Source organism: Pedobacter anseongensis, assembly GCF_037482965.1.
Taxonomy (GTDB): Bacteria; Bacteroidota; Bacteroidia; order Sphingobacteriales; family Sphingobacteriaceae; genus Pedobacter; species Pedobacter anseongensis.
Window position 1 is genome coordinate 193562 of the sequence record NZ_JBBHKB010000004.1, and the last position, 20648, is coordinate 214209.

The 20648-nt window shown below is 37.1% G+C and carries 16 protein-coding genes; 9 read left to right on the forward strand and 7 right to left on the reverse strand.

What is annotated here, in order from left to right:
* Window positions 1-202 precede the first annotated feature (202 nt).
* From rhaT to WG904_RS14985, 5 genes are all read left to right on the forward strand, one after another.
* Window positions 203-1294, forward strand: a complete 1092-nt coding sequence (gene rhaT / locus WG904_RS14965; protein ID WP_339580144.1) for an L-rhamnose/proton symporter RhaT — start codon at window positions 203-205, stop codon at window positions 1292-1294.
* Between the two features lie 61 nt (window positions 1295-1355).
* Window positions 1356-3470: a bifunctional aldolase/short-chain dehydrogenase gene (locus WG904_RS14970; protein WP_339580145.1), complete on the forward strand. Its 2115-nt coding sequence runs from the start codon at window positions 1356-1358 to the stop codon at window positions 3468-3470.
* A gap of 133 nt (window positions 3471-3603) precedes the next feature.
* The gene (locus WG904_RS14975) at window positions 3604-4887 is read left to right on the forward strand and encodes a sugar isomerase (RefSeq protein WP_339580146.1); all 1284 of its coding nucleotides are present in this window, start codon (window positions 3604-3606) and stop codon (window positions 4885-4887) included.
* Window positions 4888-4895: 8 nt separating this feature from the next.
* Window positions 4896-6275, forward strand: a complete 1380-nt coding sequence (locus tag WG904_RS14980) for an FGGY-family carbohydrate kinase (RefSeq protein WP_339580147.1) — start codon at window positions 4896-4898, stop codon at window positions 6273-6275.
* Window positions 6276-6347: 72 nt separating this feature from the next.
* Window positions 6348-7379: a GntR family transcriptional regulator gene (locus tag WG904_RS14985; RefSeq protein ID WP_339580148.1), complete on the forward strand. Its 1032-nt coding sequence runs from the start codon at window positions 6348-6350 to the stop codon at window positions 7377-7379.
* 12 nt (window positions 7380-7391) lie between these two features.
* On the opposite strand, the gene WG904_RS14990 is transcribed toward WG904_RS14985, so the two are convergent.
* Together WG904_RS14990 and WG904_RS14995 are read right to left on the reverse strand one after the other, a co-directional pair.
* Window positions 7392-8078 (reverse strand): NUDIX hydrolase, encoded by a 687-nt coding sequence (locus WG904_RS14990; RefSeq protein WP_339580149.1) that lies wholly within the window; start codon window positions 8076-8078, stop codon window positions 7392-7394.
* Window positions 8079-8190: 112 nt separating this feature from the next.
* Complete coding sequence (locus WG904_RS14995) at window positions 8191-8862, reverse strand: HAD family hydrolase (RefSeq protein WP_339580150.1); 672 nt, start codon at window positions 8860-8862, stop codon at window positions 8191-8193.
* Window positions 8863-8945: 83 nt separating this feature from the next.
* Here WG904_RS14995 and WG904_RS15000 point away from each other — a divergent pair, with 83 nt between their 5' ends.
* On the forward strand, window positions 8946-10088 hold the full coding sequence (locus WG904_RS15000) for an aldose epimerase family protein (protein ID WP_339580151.1): 1143 nt from the start codon (window positions 8946-8948) through the stop codon (window positions 10086-10088).
* A 17-nt stretch (window positions 10089-10105) separates the two neighbouring features.
* On the opposite strand, the gene WG904_RS15005 is transcribed toward WG904_RS15000, so the two are convergent.
* From WG904_RS15005 to WG904_RS15025, 5 genes are all read right to left on the reverse strand, one after another.
* On the reverse strand, window positions 10106-11275 hold the full coding sequence (locus WG904_RS15005) for an alpha-hydroxy acid oxidase (RefSeq protein WP_339580152.1): 1170 nt from the start codon (window positions 11273-11275) through the stop codon (window positions 10106-10108).
* 74 nt (window positions 11276-11349) lie between these two features.
* Window positions 11350-12186, reverse strand: coding sequence for an amidohydrolase family protein (locus WG904_RS15010; RefSeq protein ID WP_339580153.1), 837 nt, complete (start codon window positions 12184-12186; stop codon window positions 11350-11352).
* A 28-nt stretch (window positions 12187-12214) separates the two neighbouring features.
* On the reverse strand, window positions 12215-12544 hold the full coding sequence (locus WG904_RS15015; protein WP_339580154.1) for an L-rhamnose mutarotase: 330 nt from the start codon (window positions 12542-12544) through the stop codon (window positions 12215-12217).
* Complete coding sequence (locus WG904_RS15020; RefSeq protein WP_339580155.1) at window positions 12537-13388, reverse strand: fumarylacetoacetate hydrolase family protein; 852 nt, start codon at window positions 13386-13388, stop codon at window positions 12537-12539. Before WG904_RS15020 ends, WG904_RS15015 begins: the two co-directional genes overlap by 8 nt.
* Before the next feature lie 70 nt (window positions 13389-13458).
* Window positions 13459-14223, reverse strand: a complete 765-nt coding sequence (locus tag WG904_RS15025) for an SDR family NAD(P)-dependent oxidoreductase (protein WP_339580156.1) — start codon at window positions 14221-14223, stop codon at window positions 13459-13461.
* Between the two features lie 514 nt (window positions 14224-14737).
* Between WG904_RS15025 and WG904_RS15030 the strand changes: the two genes are divergently transcribed.
* Genes WG904_RS15030 through WG904_RS15040 form a run of 3 tightly spaced genes read left to right on the forward strand, consistent with a single transcriptional unit; the run spans window position 14738 to window position 20645 of the window.
* Window positions 14738-17500: an alpha-d-galacturonidase gene (locus WG904_RS15030; RefSeq protein WP_339580157.1), complete on the forward strand. Its 2763-nt coding sequence runs from the start codon at window positions 14738-14740 to the stop codon at window positions 17498-17500.
* The gene (locus WG904_RS15035) at window positions 17500-19047 is read left to right on the forward strand and encodes an MGH1-like glycoside hydrolase domain-containing protein (protein ID WP_339580158.1); all 1548 of its coding nucleotides are present in this window, start codon (window positions 17500-17502) and stop codon (window positions 19045-19047) included. Before WG904_RS15030 ends, WG904_RS15035 begins: the two co-directional genes overlap by 1 nt.
* Before the next feature lie 32 nt (window positions 19048-19079).
* The gene (locus WG904_RS15040) at window positions 19080-20645 is read left to right on the forward strand and encodes a glycoside hydrolase family 28 protein (protein WP_339580159.1); all 1566 of its coding nucleotides are present in this window, start codon (window positions 19080-19082) and stop codon (window positions 20643-20645) included.
* Window positions 20646-20648 lie beyond the last annotated feature (3 nt).

Consider the following 20648-nt stretch of genomic DNA (forward strand, 5'->3'; position numbering starts at 1 on the left):
AACTAGCCTTTTATAAACTGGGATAGAAATGTTACTTAGTAGTAATGAACTTAGCGGGTGTGGTTACTTTAATTATTTACTGGTAAATTAGATATTTATATATAATTTTAATTCCTATAGTGCAATTAAGTTAAGTCCATGACAGTTCATAACAGTTAAATTTCAATCAATTTATACTTTCGATTAACCAAACATAAATTTTATGCAAGCAATTTTAGGAGTTTTCTTCCATTTTATCGGTGGTTTTGCCTCGGGTAGTTTTTACATTCCCTATAAAAAAGTAAAGGGCTGGGCCTGGGAGAGCTATTGGATAGTAGGTGGTATATTTTCTTGGTTAATCGTTCCGCCATTGGCAGCCTATTTAACCATTCCTAATTTTGGAGATATTATTGCAAGTACAGGTGGACAAATCTTAATGCTTACCTATTTTTTTGGAGTACTTTGGGGCATTGGCGGATTAACCTACGGCTTAGGGGTCCGTTATTTAGGGGTTTCTTTAGGTAGTAGCATTATTTTAGGCCTCTGTATGGTGTTGGGGTCGATACTTCCTTCTATTTATTTCGATATTTTCCCAAAAGAGGGTAAAGATACATTTACTATGTTTTTGAATAGCGAATGGGGCCGTATGGTATTATTGGGCTTGCTGATTTGTGTGGTGGGAATTGTAATTTGTGGTAAGGCCGGAATGATGAAAGAAAAGGAGCTTAAAGGTGCAGTAACCGATCCGCATGGTTTAGAGGTGAAAACTGAATATAAATTTGGATTGGGTTTATTTGTAGGTATCGTATCAGGTGTTTTAAGTGCATGTTTTAACTTTGGCATTGAGGCTGGTAAACCAATGGCCGATGCTGCCAATCAACTTTGGAAAGCAGCTCACCCTAGCGAGACCGGAAATTTTTTATTTCAAAATAACGTGACTTACATTGTAGTGCTATGGGGCGGTTTAACTACCAATTTTATTTGGTGCATGATTTTAAATGCGCGTAATAAAACCTTTGGCGATTATACAAAACCCACTGTTCCATTATTAAAAAACTATATTTTCTCTGCCTTAGCTGGAACCACATGGTTCTTACAATTCTTTTTCTATGGTATGGGCGAAAGCAAAATGGGCAATGGCGCCAGTTCTTGGATCTTGCACATGGCCTTTATTATTTTAGTTGCCAACATGTGGGGAATTGTGTTAAAAGAATGGAAAGGGGTATCAAAAACTACCTTTATTACGGTAGTTGTGGGCATTATCACCATCATTGCTTCTGTGCTCATAGTAGGGTATGGAAACTCAATACGCTAATTAGCTAATTTGCAAAATAGCTAATTAATTAATTAATGAATAATAAAACAACACAATATATATGTCAGTTAAAGAATATAAGTACGTAAGTTACCTCTGGAATGAAGAAGAAGCCAAAAAATTGGCTGGAGATGAAGTAGCCTTATTAATCTACCGATCTAATTTATTAGGAGCCGATTTGCGCTTAACAAATTATGGTGGAGGTAACACTTCCTGCAAATTGATGGAAAAAGATCCCCTTACTGGCTTAGAAACTGAAGTAATGTGGGTGAAGGGTTCTGGCGGTGATTTAGGAACCTTAAAGAAAAGTGGCTTAGCAGCGCTTTATGTTGATCGTTTAAGAAGTTTAAAAAATATTTACAGAGGTGTTGCCTACGAAGATGAAATGGTTGAGTTATTTAACCATTGTATTTTCGATTTAAGCTCAAAAGCGCCCTCAATTGACACCCCTTTACACGGGTTTTTACCGTTTAAACATATCGACCATTTACATCCCGATGCAGCTATTGCTATTGCCGCAGCTAAAGACGGAAAGAAAATTACACAAGAATTGTTTAAGGGTACCATAGGTTGGGTTGAATGGAAAAAGCCTGGTTTTGAACTTGGTTTGCAATTAAAACAATGCTTAGATGAAAACCCAGGTATCAGAGGAATAATGTTAGGTTCTCATGGCCTATTTACCTGGGGCGATACAGCTTACGAAAGCTATATCAATACCCTCGACGTTATCGAAATTTGCTCTGAGTATCTACAGAATAACTATGGTAAAAAAGGTCCAGTTTTTGGCGGCCAAAAAATAGAAAGTGCCGTAGCGTCGCAACGTAAAAAGCAAGCTGCTGCTTTAGCGCCTGTTTTACGTGGACTGTGCTCTTCTCAACAACACATGATCGGTCATTTTACGGATGATGTTCGCGTGTTAGAATTTATCAATTCGAACGATTTATCACGCCTTGCGCCAATGGGTACCAGTTGCCCTGATCACTTTTTGAGAACGAAAATTAGTCCACTGGTATTAGACTTAGCCAGCGATGCCGATCTGAGCGATACTAACACTTTAAAAGCCATTTTAACGCCTGCATTCGAAGCATACAGAGCAATGTATACCGACTATTACGAAAACTGTAAACACCAAAATAGTCCTGCCATTCGAGACAATAACCCAGTAGTTATTTTATATCCCGGTATCGGAATGTTTACTTTTGCTAAAGATAAACAAACCGCAAGAGTTGCTGCCGAGTTTTATACCAACGCCATTAATGTAATGAAAGGAGCAGAAGCAATTTCTGAATACACTTCATTACCACATCAAGAAGCGTTTAACATCGAGTATTGGTTGTTAGAAGAAGCCAAATTACAGCGTATGCCAAAACCAAAACCACTTACAGGTAAAATTGCCTTAATTACAGGTAGCGCTGGAGGTATTGGAAAAGCAATCGCTAAAAAGTTTGTTTCAGAAGGTGCTGTGGTGATTTTAAATGATATGAATGCCGAACGTTTAGCTGAAGCAGGACAAGAGTTTGAAGCTAGCTATGGAAAAGATGCCTATAGCACTGCAATTTTAAATGTAACCAGTGCCGAAGAAATTAATGCGGCATTCGATACTGCTGCTTTAGCGTTTGGGGGAATAGACATTGTAGTAAACAATGCTGGTTTATCCATTTCTAAATCCATTGCCGACCACACCGATAAAGACTGGGACTTATTATATGATGTTTTAGTAAAAGGGCAATTTTTTATCACACAAGCTGCTACAATTATGATGCAAAAGCAAGATATTGGTGGAGATATTGTGAATATTGTAAGCAAGAACGCATTGGTTAGTGGCCCTAACAATGCAGGGTATGGAAGTGCGAAAGCAGCGCAATTACATTTAAGTAGACTAAATGCAGCTGAACTAGGTGCAAATAACATTCGTGTTAATGTAGTTAATCCAGATGCGGTAATTAGTGATAGTAACATTTGGGCTGGCGGATGGGCAGAGGGAAGAGCAAAGGCCTATGGCATAACCGTAGCTGAATTGCCTGCTTATTATGCGAAGCGTACCTTGCTAAATCAAATTATATTGCCTGATGATATTGCCAACGCATGCTTCGCCTTTGTAGGGGGGTTATTAAATAAATCTACCGGAAACGTATTAAATGTAGATGGTGGAGTGGCAATGGCATTTGTTAGGTAAGTGGAAGTTGAGTGTGTTGAAAGGTTGAAAAGTTGGAAGGTTTTTGATGTCTAGATTAATCGCTCTGAACGTTCCAACATTAAAACAATCCAACTTTACAACAATATTGAAGAATAAAAGTAAAAACTAAAGTATGAACATCGAAAAAAATCAAATAGCACAACATAACGATTCGCTTTTATCAAGTCATCAGCAAAAACTGAGCAACTTAAAAGGCGAATGGACAAACCTAGATCTTGAAAAAGTGATTCAAAAATTGGTTGATTTCCAAATTGCTATTCCGAGCTGGGCATTAGGTACTGGAGGAACTCGATTTGGTCGTTTTGCCATTAACGGAGGCGAGCCTAGAAATATTGAAGAAAAAATTGAAGATGTAGGCTTATTACATGCATTAAATGCTTCTAGCGGTGCGATATCACTGCATATTCCCTGGGATATTCCACAAAATCCTGAGCAAATTAAAAATTTAGCAGCTAGCTACGGACTTAAATTCGATGCTGTAAATTCAAATACATTTCAAGATCAACCAGGATCGCCAGTAAGTTACAAATTTGGCTCATTACAACATGTAGATAAAGCGGTTCGTAAACAAGCTATAGATCATAACATCGAGGTAATTAAACAAGGTGTTTCCCTAGGATCAGAGTCGCTAACCGTTTGGTTGGCTGATGGTTCTTGTTTCCCTGGACAGCTTAACTTTAGAAAAGCATTCGAAAATACGTTAAGCAGCTTAAAAGAAATTTACGCAGCTTTGCCTGCAAACTGGAAAATGTTTGTCGAATATAAAGCCTATGAACCTAATTTTTACTCTACAACGGTAGGAGATTGGGGCCAGTCGTTACTATACGCCAATAAACTTGGCGAAAAGGCATATACGTTGGTCGATTTGGGCCACCATCTCCCAAATGCAAATATTGAACAGATTGTTTCGTTGTTGTTAATGGAAGGAAAATTGGGTGGTTTCCACTTTAACGATTCTAAATACGGCGATGATGATTTAACCACTGGTAGTATTAAACCCTATCAGCTCTTCTTGATTTTTAATGAATTGGTAGAGGGAATGGACGCACGTAATATGGATCATGCAACTAGTTTAGGATGGATGATCGATGCATCGCACAATGTGAAGGATCCTTTAGAAGATTTGTTGCAATCGATAGAAGCCATAATGATTGCTTATGCGCAGGCATTGTTGGTTGATCGTAAAGCCTTAACTGAAGCGCAACAAAATAACGATGTGGTGCTCTGTCAAGAGATTTTACAGCACACCTTCCGTAGCGATTTAAGGGCATTGGTTGCCGAAGCTAGGTTAAGAGCAGGAGCTGCATTATCGCCGTTAACCTTATATCGTGGTTTGGGCTGCAGAAAATCATTAATAGGAGAGCGTGGACAAAATACGGTAGCCACCGGTTTATAAGATAAGCTATGCCCATTCCTGTTATTGCCATATTCGACGTTGGAAAAACGAATAAGAAGTTGTTTTTAATTGATGAAAACTATCAAATTGTATACGAACGTTCAGCACGTTTTGTAGAAACTGTTGATGAAGATGGCGAACCTTGTGAAAACTTAGACAGCTTACGTTCTTCGGTTTACGATTCGTTGCAGCAAGTATCAAAAATGGAAGATTATGATATTAAAGCGATCAATTTTTCTACTTACGGCGCAAGTTTCGTTTATCTTGACGAAAACGGTGAACCCTTAACACCGCTTTATAATTATTTAAAAGCTTATCCAGAAGAACTTAAAAATGAATTTTATGCAAAGTATGGTGGTGAAGAGCAACTTTCCCGTGAAACGGCTTCGCCAATTTTGGGAAGTTTAAATTCAGGATTGCAACTTTATCGACTTAAAAAGGAAAGACCTGAACTTTTCGCAAAGGTTAAATGGGCATTGCACCTACCACAATACCTAAGCTATTTAATCACAGGCAAGGCAATGGCCGATATTACCAGCATAGGTTGCCATACCCACTTATGGGATTTTACTAAAAATGAATACCACAGATGGGTAATTAAAGAGGGGCTTGATGAAAAATTTGGAACTTTTACCCCTGCTGATTCAAGTTCATTAGCGGAATATGAAGGTAAAAATTATCAAGTTGGAGTAGGGCTACACGATAGTTCAGCGGCTTTAATACCGTATTTAGCTAATTTTTCTACACCTTTTGTACTCTTATCTACAGGAACTTGGTGCATAAGTTTAAATCCCTTTAACCAAGATCCGTTAACGGCTGATGAATTAAAGCAAGATTGCCTATGTTATATGCATTTTAAAGGTAAAGCTGTTAAAGCCTCCCGAATTTTTGCAGGAAATGAGCATGAACAACAATTAAAGCGCATTGCCGATCGTTTCGACCGTGCGGCCTACCTTTTTAAGCATTTAAAATTTAATCCGGGCTTGTTCTTAAAACTCGGAACTAAAGTTCCAGAAAATGCCTATCCACAGACCCAATTTACAACGGTTTCTGCTTTCGGTTCTCGCGATTTAGCTTTATTTAAAACTGCCGAAGAAGCCTATCACCAGCTGATTATGGATTTAGTGAAACAACAAGTTTACTCTTTGCGATTGGTATTAAACTCAGGCGTAAAACGTGTTTTTGTGGATGGAGGCTTTGGTAAAAATGCCATTTATATGCATTTATTAGCTATTTCCATTCCAGATATTGAAGTGTATGCTTCATCTGTTTCGCAGGCCACAGCAATTGGTACAGCATTGTCGATTAATGATGTGTGGAATACCAATCCCATTCCGAATGATATTATCGAGTTGAAGTATTATTCCTTTATTCAGCGAACGCTTTAGCTTGTATGGTGCGTTTTCCCATTTCCAAACTAACAAACAAAATACTATCTTGGAGAACCAAATTTTCTAAACGTGAAGCCAGAAGATCTTATAGCCTTTTTAGTTGTAGACGAGTATTCATCCACTCCGAAATATAAGCAATTAACTAATGCTATATTGTCGGCCATAGAAAGTGGGAAGCTCAAGAAAAATAGTCTCTTACCGTCTATTAATGAATTGAGTTTTAAACTCGAAATTTCGCGCGATACGGCAGAAAAAGGCTATCGACATTTGAGAAAGCTAGGCGTAGTTGAATCCGTACCTGGGAAAGGCTACTTCATTGTTCATACAGATTTTTCTAGAAAACTAAAAATATGTTTGTTGTTTAATAAGCTTAGCACACATAAAAAAATAATTTACGATGCTTTTAAGAAAGCAATTGGCGAACAGGCCATAATAGACTTTTATATTTATAATAATGATTTTGCATTGTTTAAAAAACAATTAATCAGTAAAAAGGATGACTATACGCATTATGTAATCATCCCTCATTTTATTGAAGGTGGAGAGAATGCTCATGATGTAATTAATACAATTCCAAAAGAAAAACTTATTATACTGGATAAATTATTGCCAGGGGTTACAGGCGATTATGGTGCAGTGTATGAAAATTTTGCACAAGACATTTATGCTGCGCTAGAACAAGCATTAAGTCGTCTAGCCAATTACCACACACTTAAAATAATTTTCCCTAAAGAAAGTTACTTCCCCAAAGAAATTTTAACCGGTTTTTATCGCTTCTGCCAACAATATGCCTTTAATCATAAAGTAATTCATGAAATTAAATTAGAAGAAATTAACATAGGTGAGGTGTATATTAACCTAATGGAGGATGATTTAGTTACACTAATTGAACGATTAATAGCTTTAAAGTTAAAAATTGGAAAAGAGGTCGGAGTAATTTCTTACAACGAAACACCCTTAAAACGAATCATTTTAGATGGCTTAACTACTATTTCGACCGATTTCAAAGCATTAGGTTCACAAGCAGCCGAACTCATATTAGATAACCGAACCGAGAAAATTGAGGTGCCGTTTTATCTAACACTGAGGAAGTCTTTGTAGAAGTACTAAGTACTATTTAGGAATAAAATTTAAAAACGACTGAAACTGAGACCTATGTTTTAATTTATCTAACTTAAAGTAAAAAGCACCTCGTCGTGAATTCGATTTATCTTTTTCATTTTGCTTAATCAGCATCCCGCTCGATGTAATTTTGCGGATAAAATTTCGATTGTCTATTGGCGAATCATAAACCTGCTCATACAAAGCCTGTAACTGTGGAATAGTAAACTTTTTCGGTAATAATTCAAATAAAATAGGATGTAAAGCAGCCTGATAACGAATTTTATTTAAAGCAGCCGTAACCATTTTAGTATGATCAAAAATTAGTTCCGGAATTTCTTTTAACTTAAACCATTCGGCATGGTAGAGGTTGTTTATTTGTTTACTATATTTTTTAATATCGATTAGGGCAAAATAAGCTATCGAAAGTGTTCTTTCTACTGGATCACGATTTGGATCTCCATAGGCATATAATTGTTCGAGATAAACATCGTGCAAGCCAGTTAAGGAGAGCAGTATTCGTTTTGCCGCACCATCTAAATTTTCATCTTCACCAATAAAACCTCCCATTAAGCTCCATTTGTCTTTCTCAGGCGCTATTGGTCTTTTAATGATTAATAATTTTAAATTTTCGCCATCGTAGCCAAAAATGATACAATCTACTGCCACCAAGAGTGGTTTTTGATCTGCGTACTTCATATGTATTTTATAATATTTTTTATTGCCATATGGAGCCTTTGATAATTAAAATATTCATTTCGTTTTTAATGAGTATTTTAATTAGGTCGGGTTCATACTTAAAACTTAAAACTTAAAACAAGTGAGTTAATATAGGGTCGTTATAATCTGCAATATATCCTAAAATATTTTCGAAATTATTAAATTCTTCGATACCATGGGTAGTAGTGATCACAAAACATTTCATTCCTGCTCTATTTGCCGATTCAACGCCTTTTGGTACATCCTCAAAAACCAAACATTCTTCGGGTTTAACGCCCAATGCAATAGCTGCGTTCATGAAGGTTTCGGGATCGGGTTTACTGAACTTTACATCATTGGCACTTACAATGGCATCAATATAGGGTCTTATTCGTAACCCATCAACCACAAAATCGATATTAAAAGGAATAGCAGCCGATCCGATAGCCATTTTTATACCCTTTTCTTTGCCCTTGGCCAAGAAATCGTCTAAACCATCAATCAATTTTAAGAAGGGTAAAAATGCTTTTTGATAGCGTTCCTCTTTTTCCATAGAAATCGCTTCGATCTCATCCGATGTAAAATGATTTTTCCCAAATACGCGCGTTAAGAGTTCTTCATTCTTTCCGTACATTTCTTTTTTCACAGCTGCATATGAAATAGCTAGGCCTAATTTTTCGGTTAAAATAGCAAACCAAGCATCGTTATGATACTTCATGTCGTTAATCATAGTGCCATTTAAATCGAACAAAAAAGCTTTAGGTTTAAAATTGATATCTTGCATATAGAAAGCTAAAATAAAAATTATAATCGTTATTATAACGGTAATTTATTTTTCTTACATTAGCCTCAACCAAAATAAATCTCATGAGAAATTCATTTTTCAAATCTATTCTATTTCCAGCCATCTGTTTGACTGCGGCTTTTACTTCATGTAATTCGAATACAAAAACCGATCAAACCGACGCAAAAGTCGATTCATCCTATACCACAACTATTGAAGGTAAAGCGGTGCAATTATATACATTAACCAACAAAAGTGGCGCCTCGGTTACCATTACGAATTATGGGGGCCGTGTAGTTTCAATTCATGTTCCGGATAAGAATAATAAATTGGTTGATGTAGCTTTGGGTTACGACAGCGTAAACTCATATCGAAAAGAAGGAGAACCATTTTTTGGTGCATTAATTGGTCGTTATGGCAATAGAATTGGAAAAGGCAAGTTTAGTTTAGAAGGGAAAGAGTACCAGTTGCAGTTAAATAATGGCCCAAATAGCTTGCATGGGGGTACCGATGGTTTTTTCTCTAAAGTTTGGGAGGCTAAACAAGACGGACAAAAATTAGAGCTAAGCTATGTCTCGAACGATGGAGAAGCAGGGTACCCCGGAAACTTAACGGTTAAAGTTGTATATACTTTTAAGGATGATAATGCCCTTCAAATTAATTATACTGCAACTACTGATAAAACTACAATCGTAAATTTAACTAACCATACTTATTTTAATCTAAGTGGCGAGGGTAGTCCCACTATTTTAGATCACGAATTGATGATTGCGGCTGATTCCTATACCCCAGTAGATTCTACACTTATTCCGACTGGAAAATTAACCCCAGTTAAAGGTACAGCTTTCGATTTTACGGTGGCGAAAACAATCGGAAAAGAAATTGAAAATGCGGATGAACAATTGAAGTTTGGTAAAGGTTATGATCATAATTGGGTATTGAACAAAAATGACGGAAAAACACCCGTTGCCAGTGTAAAAAGCCCTGTTACTGGCATTATAATGGAAGTGTATACCACTGAACCCGGCCTTCAATTTTATTGCGGGAATTTTATGACTGGTGTTGATAAGGACGGAAAAGGTGGGAAATCGTATCCACACCGTTCTGCATTTTGCTTAGAAACCCAACATTTTCCAGATGCGCCAAATCACGCTAATTTTGCATCAACAGTGTTAAAACCAGGAGAAACGTATGCTACAAGTACAACGTATAAATTTTTGAAGTAAGGTATTGAGAATACTCACTACTCACTAAGCAATCGCTCCGGAAACTGAGAAACATGCTCAATAGTAACTTGTTGCATCGCCTGGTATAAATGGGCTTTAAACATGTTGATGGTATGCTCTCCACCTTTATTGCCTAAGGCGCCCACACCGTACATAAAAGGGCGCCCCATAAAGTTAAAATCAGAGCCAACTGCATGTGCCCTTGCCAAATCTACGCCTGAACGAATGCCTCCATCTAACATGATTTTTAATTTAGATCGGTAATCTGGATTACCCGCTAACTTCATCAACGAATGAATAGACGATTCGCCCGCATCAATTTGCCTTCCGCCATGGTTAGAAACAATTACCCCATCTACGCCAATTTGAATTGCAGCCTGCATATCTTCATCTGTTGTAATGCCTTTTAATACTAATGGGCCTTTCCATATATCCCTAATGGCCATCACTTTTTCTACATTCACTTTGCCGGTAAATGTTCTGTTCATAAATTGCCCCAGTTGCGTCATGTCTAGGCCTTTTTCCATGTAAGGTTTTAAGGTTGCGAATGATGGAATGCCATGCTGTAGGGTTTTCATGCCCCATAATGGGCGTGCTACAGCTTGTAAAATATTATTAATCGACATTTTTGGCGGGATGGATAATCCGCTTTTAATCTCCTTATATCTTAAGCCGAAAGAAGGTACATCTACCAAAACAACTAACACCGGACATTCTACCGCTTTTAATCGGTTTAAAATATCATCTCTTAATCTATTCTCTGTGGGATGATACAATTGGAACCACGCTTTGCCATCTGATACTTCTGCAATGCGTTCTATGCTACTTGTAGATACCGTACTTAAGATGTAGGGGATATCGTTTTTTGCAGCAGCTTTTGCCAGAATTTCAGGAGCATTTGGCCACATTAAACCTTGCAATCCTATCGGAGAAATACCAAATGGAGCACTATAGCGATGCCCAAATAATTCTACAGAAAGATCAATATCTCCACCTACACGCAGATAATTGGGCTTAAGGTAAATAGTATCGAAGTCGCTTTCATTACGCATTAAATTGAGTCCTTCGTTACAGCCCCCTTCTAAATAATCGAATGCGAACTTTGGAATTCTAGTTTTGGCTTTGCGTCTTAAATCAGCTACAGAAGGGTATTTAGGGTCGTAAGTGAAAGTAATTTTTTTGCTCATATCTAGTTTGGATGTTTCGAACTTAACTCTTTTGGGAAAATTATCTGTTATGTGCTGTTACGGTTTAAAAGGGTCTATTTGGCTAAGGATGTTAAATTATAAAAACGATGCGCATTACCAGAGAAAAAGTATTCTTGTTTAATTTTATCAAACTTCGAAACGTATTTCGAAACTAAGCTTAACCAATCTTCATAAGGCCTGCTAATTAACATTACAGGCCAATCGCTACCGTATATAATTCTATCTGTACCGAAGTGTTTAAAAATCACGTCAAAGCAATTAAAAAGCTCTATCTCTTTCCAATTTTTCCAATCAGCTTCGGCTAACAAACCTGAAACTTTGCAGAAAACATTTTTGTTTTGGGCTAATTCTTTAATGTGACTTTCCCATGTTTTCAAATCTTGTCTTTTTACATCCGGCTTACCGCAATGATCCAATACGAAGGGTTGATTTTGTAATTGATCAACCAGTTTAATAATAGAAGTTAGTTGATGATGAAAGCACAGTAGATCGTAGGTGTAATTAAAATTTTTTAGTTGTTGAAGTCCGTTTACAAAGCTGGGATTTAAGATAAACGCGTCATTTTCGGCTTGAAGGACATGGCGCCAACCTTTAATCAGCGGGAAATTTTTCCAATAGATTAAACGTTCTTCCAAATTTGGGTCTAGGAAATCAACCCAGCCAACAATTCCCTTAATTACGCTATTGTTTTCTGCTAACGAAAGTAAAAACTGATTCTGTTCTTCCGTTTGATCGGCCTGAACAGCGATGCATCCAGAAACAGGGGTTGTTGAAGTTGCATTAACAAAATCTTCTGGAGTAAAATCATGTCGAATTGCAGCCATTTCTGGTGTAATCCAGCTATCTCTTACTCGATCAAAATTCCAAAAATGCACATGAGAATCAATCATCTTTTTTAATATTAACTAACAACCGAACCTAAAGTTCAAAAATCTGATCCATCATTACCCATTTTTCGCCAGGTTTAGCCCAAGGTAGCGCTTGTTGGAAATTCCACATCAACTTTTCCCATTCTTGCACCTTTGCATTTGCTTTATCAGCTTTGTGTTTTGCTTCAAACGAAAATTCATCGTCCACCTCCATAATCATAAATAGGCGATTGCCAATTAAATAAATTTCTAGGCCTAGAATCCCAACCTCTTTTAAACTATCCTTAATCTCCGGCCATACCGATCTATGGTAGGATTTGTAGGTGGAAATCGATTTTTGATCATTTTTTAAATCAAGTGCAAAACAATACCTATCCATTATAAGCTTTAACTAATTGTTTACTTGTACCCAGTCCATCAATACCCAGTTCTACCACATCGCCAGGTTTTAGGTACCATGGCGCTGGTTTTTGTCCTAATCCTACTCCTGCTGGGGTTCCTGTGGTAATCACATCCCCTGGCAAAAGTGTCATAAACTGGCTTAAATAAGAAACAACATACGGTACGTTAAATATAAGATTTGAAGTGTTACCATTTTGTAATAGTTTACCATTTACAGTAAGCCATAAGCGTAAATTATGAACATCTTCAATTTCATCGGGAGTGGCTATGAAAGGACCGATAGGAGCGAAGGTATCTGCGCTTTTTCCTTTTACCCACTGACCATTGCGTTCTAACTGAAATTCGCGTTCGCTATAATCATTATGTAAAACATATCCCGCAATGTGTTGATAAGCATCAGATTCTGAAACATATTTGGCTTTTTTCCCTATTACAATCGCTAATTCTACTTCCCAATCTGTTTTTATGCTATTTTTCGGGATTTCCAAATCATCATTTGGCCCAACAATGGCCGAAGTAGCCTTAAAAAAAACGATGGGTTCTGACGGAATAGGTGCATTGGTTTCGGCGGCATGGTCTTTATAGTTTAGACCGATGCAAATAAGCTTTGAAGGACGGGCAAGAGCAGGACCTAGTCGAACATTTTTATCCACAGGTGGCAACGAAGAAGTTTTAATTGCCTCTTTTAGCTGATCGATTCCATCGCCTGCAAAAAAATCTTCATTGTAATCGGCAACAAGTGTAGATACATCGAAGTAGTCTTCGTTTATAATTAAACCTGGTTTCTCTTTTCCTACCTCACCAAATCGTATTAATTTCATCTTTTAGTTTTTTAGTTTGTTGGTTGTTTTCGTTTAATCCTTACTCCTTAATCTTTATTCTTTTTACAAATTAATTATTAAGCGTGGTAAAGCCCCCATCTATTGGATAATCGCATCCGGTAATGAAAGATGCTTCATCACTACAAAGAAATAGGGCTAAAGCGCCAATTTCTTCGGGCTTTCCCATGCGGCCTATGGGCTGTGTTTTCGATAATTTATCGAACATCTCTTCCATTTGGTCTGGATAATTTTTTGAAATGAATCCGTCTACAAAAGGAGTGTGAACACGAGCAGGGGAGATAGAGTTGCATCGAATATTTTCATTAATGTAATCTTTGGCAACACTCATGGTCATCGCTTTAACCGCCCCTTTCGCAGCACTGTAGGCAAAACGATCGGGCAAGCCAATTAAAGATGCTATTGAGGCCATGTTAATGATTACCCCACCACCTGATAAACGAAGTTGTGGAATGGCAGCATAAAGACAGTTGTAAACTCCTTTTACATTTACGTTCATTACCCGATCAAAATCACTTTCTAGCGTGGTATCTGCTTTACCAACATGTGCAATACCCGCATTATTTACAAGAATATTGATCCTGCCAATTTGACAAAATGTATTTATAACATATTCTTGTTCAGATACATCGCAAGCGTAACTAAAGGCTTTGTTTCCACCTAATTCAATTTCTTCTAAAGTAGATTTAGCGTGATCGGTAGTTAATTCTAAGATGTGAACTTCCGCGCCTTGCTTCGCCAATAGCATAGAAATGGCCTTGCCTATTCCACTACCACCACCTGTTACTACTGCTTTTTTATTTTGTAATGAAAACATATAAATGATACGATTTTATAGGAGAAGCATTATCATTCGAAAGATAGGATTTTGCTTGCATTTTTTGTGATATTTTTTAGCTAAATGAATAAATATTTTATTACAAATAAAGTGGATATTAAAGGGTATTCATTATATGTTATTGCCTAAAGATTGTGTTATATTGGCATAGTCAAGCGGTATGGCCATCAAAACATCCTTATACATTAACAAGTATTTAAGTAAAAATTGGATAACTCAATTGGTGGGAATTAGTAATTAGTGGAAAATAATATTTAGAAAAATTTAGAAAGTAATAGTGGCTGATGATGTAATTATTACTTAGTAAAAAGAAAATAAATCGTAGATCAAATTGGTGCAAAGTGATTGTTTAAAAAAATTTATGGGTGAATAATATATTTATAGGTAAATTAATTTTATTTTTATATATTGCTAATATTCTACATGAATTGGTAGAAATGCTACAGTAAGAATTAACTGCTGGTCACTAAATTTGAAAGCTAATTAACCAAATATGCCTTTTCTAAGAAATTTTATACCTTTTATGGTGTTTCTCTGGTATCTGCCCACTTTTGCAAAAGGTACAGGGCCTAAACCAACCTATACTGTATTTCTTTCTACGCAAATTAGTACACATCCAAGAGTGGGTTTTGGTGCCGAGAAAATTGTTAAAGAATTAGTTCGCCTAAAATATGATATTAACCTTAAAGTAGTTAATTACAATGAAACATTTAAAAAAGCTAAAGGAGCAATAGTAATTAGTGTAGTTAACGATCCTGTTTTAAACAAAATCCTTCCGGAAGTAGTTAAAAAGAAAGCTTTAGCAGCAGGGAAAGAAGGTTTTACCTTAACTTATACTTCAGATGGCACGCTTTATATTGTTGGAGCAGATGCTTCTGGAACTCTATATGGTTGCTTAGCATTAATTGATGATATTAAAGTTAAAGGTAAGATTCCAGCGAAGCTAAACCTTATCGATCATCCACAAATGGTGTTAAGGGGTACGTGTATTGGTTTACAGAAACCCGACTATTTGCCCGGTAGGGATGTATACGAATATCCCTATACACCAGAAAGTTTTCCATGGTTTTACGATAAGGCTTTGTGGATTAAATATCTGGATATGATGGTCGATAACCGCTACAATTCACTCTATCTATGGAACGGACATCCTTTTTCATCACTCGTTAAATTAAAAGATTATCCTTACGCTTTAGAGGTTGATGAGGAAACGTTTAAGAAAAATGAAGAAATCTTTAGATTTTTAACTAAAGAGGCTGATAAGAGGGGTATTTGGGTAATCCAGATGTTCTATAACATCCTTATCCCAAAACCTTTTGCAGAAAAACATAACCTGAAAACGCAGGATAGAAACCGACCAATTATTCCAATTATTGCCGATTATACTCGTAAATCGATTGCCGAATTTGTGAGAAAATATCCTAATGTAGGTTTGATGGTGGCCTTAGGCGAAGCTATGGAGGGAGTTGGCCAAGATGATGTAGATTGGTTCACGAAAACGATTATTCCTGGTGTGCAAGATGGATTAAAGGAAGCTGGAATTAAAGGAGAACCCCCAATTGTACTCCGAGCACACGATACAGATGCTGCAAGGGTAATGAAAGCGGCACTTCCAATCTACAAAAATTTATATACCGAAGCCAAATTTAATGGTGAGGCATTAACCACCTACGCACCCAGAGGAAGCTGGGCGGAGCTACACCGTAATTTAAGTGCTATCGGCACCGTTCATATTTCAAATGTGCATATTTTGGCTAATTTAGAACCTTTTCGCTATGGTTCTGCAGATTTCATTCAAAAATCTGTTCAAGCTATGCATAAGATTTATGGTGCTAACGGCCTGCATTTGTATCCTCAAGCCTCCTATTGGGACTGGCCATATTCGGCCGATAATGTAAAAGGCCGTCAACTAGAGGTAGAGCGCGATTGGATTTGGTATAAGGAATGGGGGCGCTACGCTTGGAATGCAGATAGAAATCGTGAAGGTGAAGTTAACTATTGGAGTAATCAATTGGCTACCACTTATGGTACTCATTTAACTGCTGGAAAGTCAATTTTAAAAGCCTATGAAGAATCGGGCGAAATCTCCCCCAAATTACTGCGCCGCTACGGAATAACAGATGGTAATCGACAAACCCTAACACTCGGTATGTTAATGACACAACTAATTAATCCGTTTCGTTATGGATTGTTTACATTGATGTACGAATCTGAAGCTCCTGAAGGTGAAATGATTATCGAATACGCCGATAAGGAATGGAATAAACAACCGCATGTTGGAGAAACCCCTGTTCAAATAGCTAAGGAAGTTGTAGAACATGGAAAAAAAGCAATTGAGGCCATTAATCTGGCTTCTGGTTCGGTTACCAAGAACAAAGAGGAGTTCGCACGCTTAAAAAACGATATGTATTGCTACAATGCCATGGCAAATGCTTATGCCGAAAAAGTGAAGGCAGCATTATTAGTTTTACGGTTCAAGTACTCCAATCAAGTTTCCGACCTCGAACAAGCTTTACCATTCTTACAGAAAAGTTTAACTCATTATACAGAACTCGTTAAGCTAACAGAGAAAGATTATCTCTACGCTAACAGTATGGAAACCAAGCAGCGCAAAATACCAATGAGAGGGGTCGATAAAACCTTTATCACCTGGAAAGAAATGCTACCAGTTTTTACGGCCGAGTTAAACCATTTTAAAAGAAGTATCGACTCCCTGAAAAATAATAAAACTGGCACCCTAACAAAAGTTCTACCTTTTAAAAATGCTGAAGTACAATTGCTTTCAGATTTTGCTGCTTACGAATTAGATACCTCTGGTTTAGTTTTTTCTGATACTTCCGTTAAAATAAAAGAAATTACTGAAAAGTTAGTGGGCTTAAAAGGCATAAAATTTTCGAAAGCAGTGCAAATTAATACGGGTACAGAAATTAAATTTACCACTACAAATCGTGTAAAACTGCTCATTGGGTATTTTAATGAGAAAAACCCGACCTACTTGGCTGCCCCACAGTTAGAGACCGATGCAAGTGCAAATAACTACGGTCAATCGGAAATTAAAATCGCTAATGCAGTTATTGTGAACGGTTTCCCACCTGTAAACGTACATACTTTTACCTTCAATACAGGTTCACATACCTTAAACCTGGGCAAAGGATTGTGTCTTGTTTTGGGATTTATAGATGATAAAGAACAAATACGGATTTTTAATGCTGGTCTCGACAGACGAGGAAGAGATATAGATTGGTTATTTGAATAATGATGAAAAGAATAGGACTCTTAATCTTACTGCTGGCCTTTTTAAATTTGATAGGCTATACCCAGGATAAATACATTGGCCCAAATCGAAAATTGAAGAAATATGTAACTTTTTTTAACAGTTTAGACACCGAAGCTGTAAAAAATTATATCCCAAACGATAAGGCTTTTGCTTGGCTAAATGAAAATATTCCGATGTTAGAATGCCCCGATCAAGTGATTGAACAAAATTATTATTATCGGTGGTGGACCTTCCGTAAGCACTTGGTAAAATCGCCCGATGGTTTCATCTTTACCGAATTTATAGAACCTGTAAAACATGCAGGAAAATACAATTCCATTAGCTGTGCATTAGGTCACCACCTCTACGAAGGCCGTTGGCTTAAAAACACTATCTACCTCAAGGAATACATTAATTTTTGGTTGTATAGTGCTGATAAAGGAGAATCTAAGCCTCGTTTTCACCAGTTTAGCAGTTGGGTAGATGATGCGGTTTATCAAAATAATCTGGTTAAACCCGACCTGGCTTTCATAAAAAGAATTTTACCGGACTTAGCTGCTGATTACGATAAATGGGAAAATGAAAGGCAATTAAAAAGTGGATTATTTTGGCAGCATGATGTAAAAGACGGCATGGAAGAATCAGTAAGCGGCTCGAGAAAGGATGAGAATAGACGCCCTACCATTAATAGCTACATGTATGCCAATGCTAAAGCTTTAAGCGAAATGGCTGCACAAACCAGCAACCAAGCGCTTCTACTTAAATATCAGGCAAAAGCAGCTGCACTTAGAAAATTGGTAATGGATAGTTTATGGGATTCATCTGCCTCTTTCTTTAAAACTAAAATGGCTAAAGGCCCGCTTGCCACAGCTCGCGAAGCTATTGGGTTTGTTCCCTGGGATTTTAACTTGCCAGCAGATTTACCTGAATATGCCAAGGCCTGGGATCAAATACTCGACACAGATGGGTTTAAAGCGCCTTGGGGGCTAACCACTGCCGAGCGTAGAGAACCCACCTTTAGAACGCGTGGTTCGGGCCATAGTTGTGAATGGGATGGTGCATTGTGGCCTTTTGCTACCTCGCAAACCCTTAAAGGTCTTTCTAACTTGTTAACGAATTATAAAAATCATGGTAAAATGAATGCTACGGTATTTTATAACGAACTGCACCAATATGCACTTTCGCACACTAAAAATGGAAAACCTTATATTGGCGAATACCAGGATGAAAAAACTGGCGAATGGTTAAAAGGCGATAATCCACGAAGCAGCTTTTACAATCATTCTACCTTTAACGATTTAATAATTAGTGATTTAATTGGTATCAAACCAAGAAAAGATTCAATCTTAGAAATTAATCCACTCATCCCGAAAGGAAAATGGGAATGGTTTAAGCTTTCGAATGTATCTTACCACGGCAAAACCATTAGTATATTATGGGATAAAACGGGCAAAAAATTTAACCAAGGGCAGGGTTTTAAAGTTTATGTAAACGGCAAACAAATTTATAAAGGAACAGCGTTGAAAGCAATTAAATTAAATATTTAAACCATTAAGAAGTAATGGTAAAAAAGATGCACATGAAACACGCCATAAAATTAGTAATCATACTATTAATCTTTAGTTTAAGTATTAAGGCTCAATCATACTATAATGTAGTTAGTTATGGTGCAAAAAATGATAACAGTAAGCTGGCCACTTTAGCCATTAAAAACGCTATCGATGCGGCTTCAAAAAAAGGGGGCGGCACCATTTATTTTCCTGCTGGGAAATATCTAACGGGTCCGATTCATTTAAAAAGCAACATAACTATTTTTATCGATGCTGGTGCCGAACTCCATTTTAGCGATAACTTCGACGATTATTTACCCATGGTTAAAAGCAGATACGAAGGTGTAGATGTTACCAGCTTCTCGCCCTTGTTTTATGCTTACAAAGCCGAAAATATTGCCATTACGGGCAGAGGAATAATCAATGGTCACGGTAAAAAGTGGTGGGATTTTGTAGAGGGATATAAGGAAGGTCGACCCCGATCTAAATGGCAAATCAAATTCGACGAACTTAATAAAGATATTTTATTGCCAGACGACCCTAAACAAATGAAGAGAGGATTTTTACGACCCCCTTTCATTCAGACCATGTATTGCAAAAATTTATTAATTCAAGGAATTACCATTATTAATTCGCCTTTTTGGACGGTTAATCCTGAGTTTTGTGAAAATGTAACGGTTCATGCTGTCACAATACTTAATCCTAAATCGCAGGCGCCGAATACGGATGGCATAAATCCACAATCGTGTAGAAATGTGCGTATATCCGACTGCCATATCAGTGTGGGCGACGATTGTATCACCATTAAATCGGGTAAAGATGAACCAGGTAGAAAAATGGCAATGCCTGCAGAAAATTATACCATCACCAATTGCACCATGCTTTCGGGGCACGGGGGCGTCGTAATCGGAAGTGAAATGAGTGGTGATGTACGTAAAATTAGCATATCCAATTGTGTGTTTGATGGTACCGACCGCGGGATCAGAATTAAAACCGCAAGGGGAAGAGGCGGAATTGTCGAGGAAATCCGCATAAGTAATATCATCATGAAAGAAATACGGGATCAGGCCATTGTACTCGATATGCAGTATGCAAAAACAACTCCAGAGCCCGTTTCTGAACGTACACCACGATTTAGAAATATTCATTTTAGTAACATAACCGGCAAAGTTAATCAAGCAGGTTTTATTAACGGAATAGAAGAAATGCCTATTGATAATATTTCGTTTAACGATATTAATTTAGACGCAAAAACAGGCTTTATCATTAATAACGCCAGTAAAATTGAGTTCCATAATGTAACCGTAAACACAGAAATCGGTTCAGCCATAAAGGCAGCGAAAGTAAATTACCTTATTGCAAATGGCGTAAAAACTTTTTCGCCAATAGTAAACTCAGCAACTATAGATTTAAAAGATGTTACCGATGCTTTTATTTACAACGCTTTTCCCATTAAAAGCGAATCCCCTTATTTACGATTAAGTGGTGCTGAAACTAAAAATATTACTTTAGGCGCAAATAATTTTAATAATCTTAAGAATCCCATAAAACGTGAAGATGATGTTCCTGAACCTGTAACTAAAATAGACGAATGACGA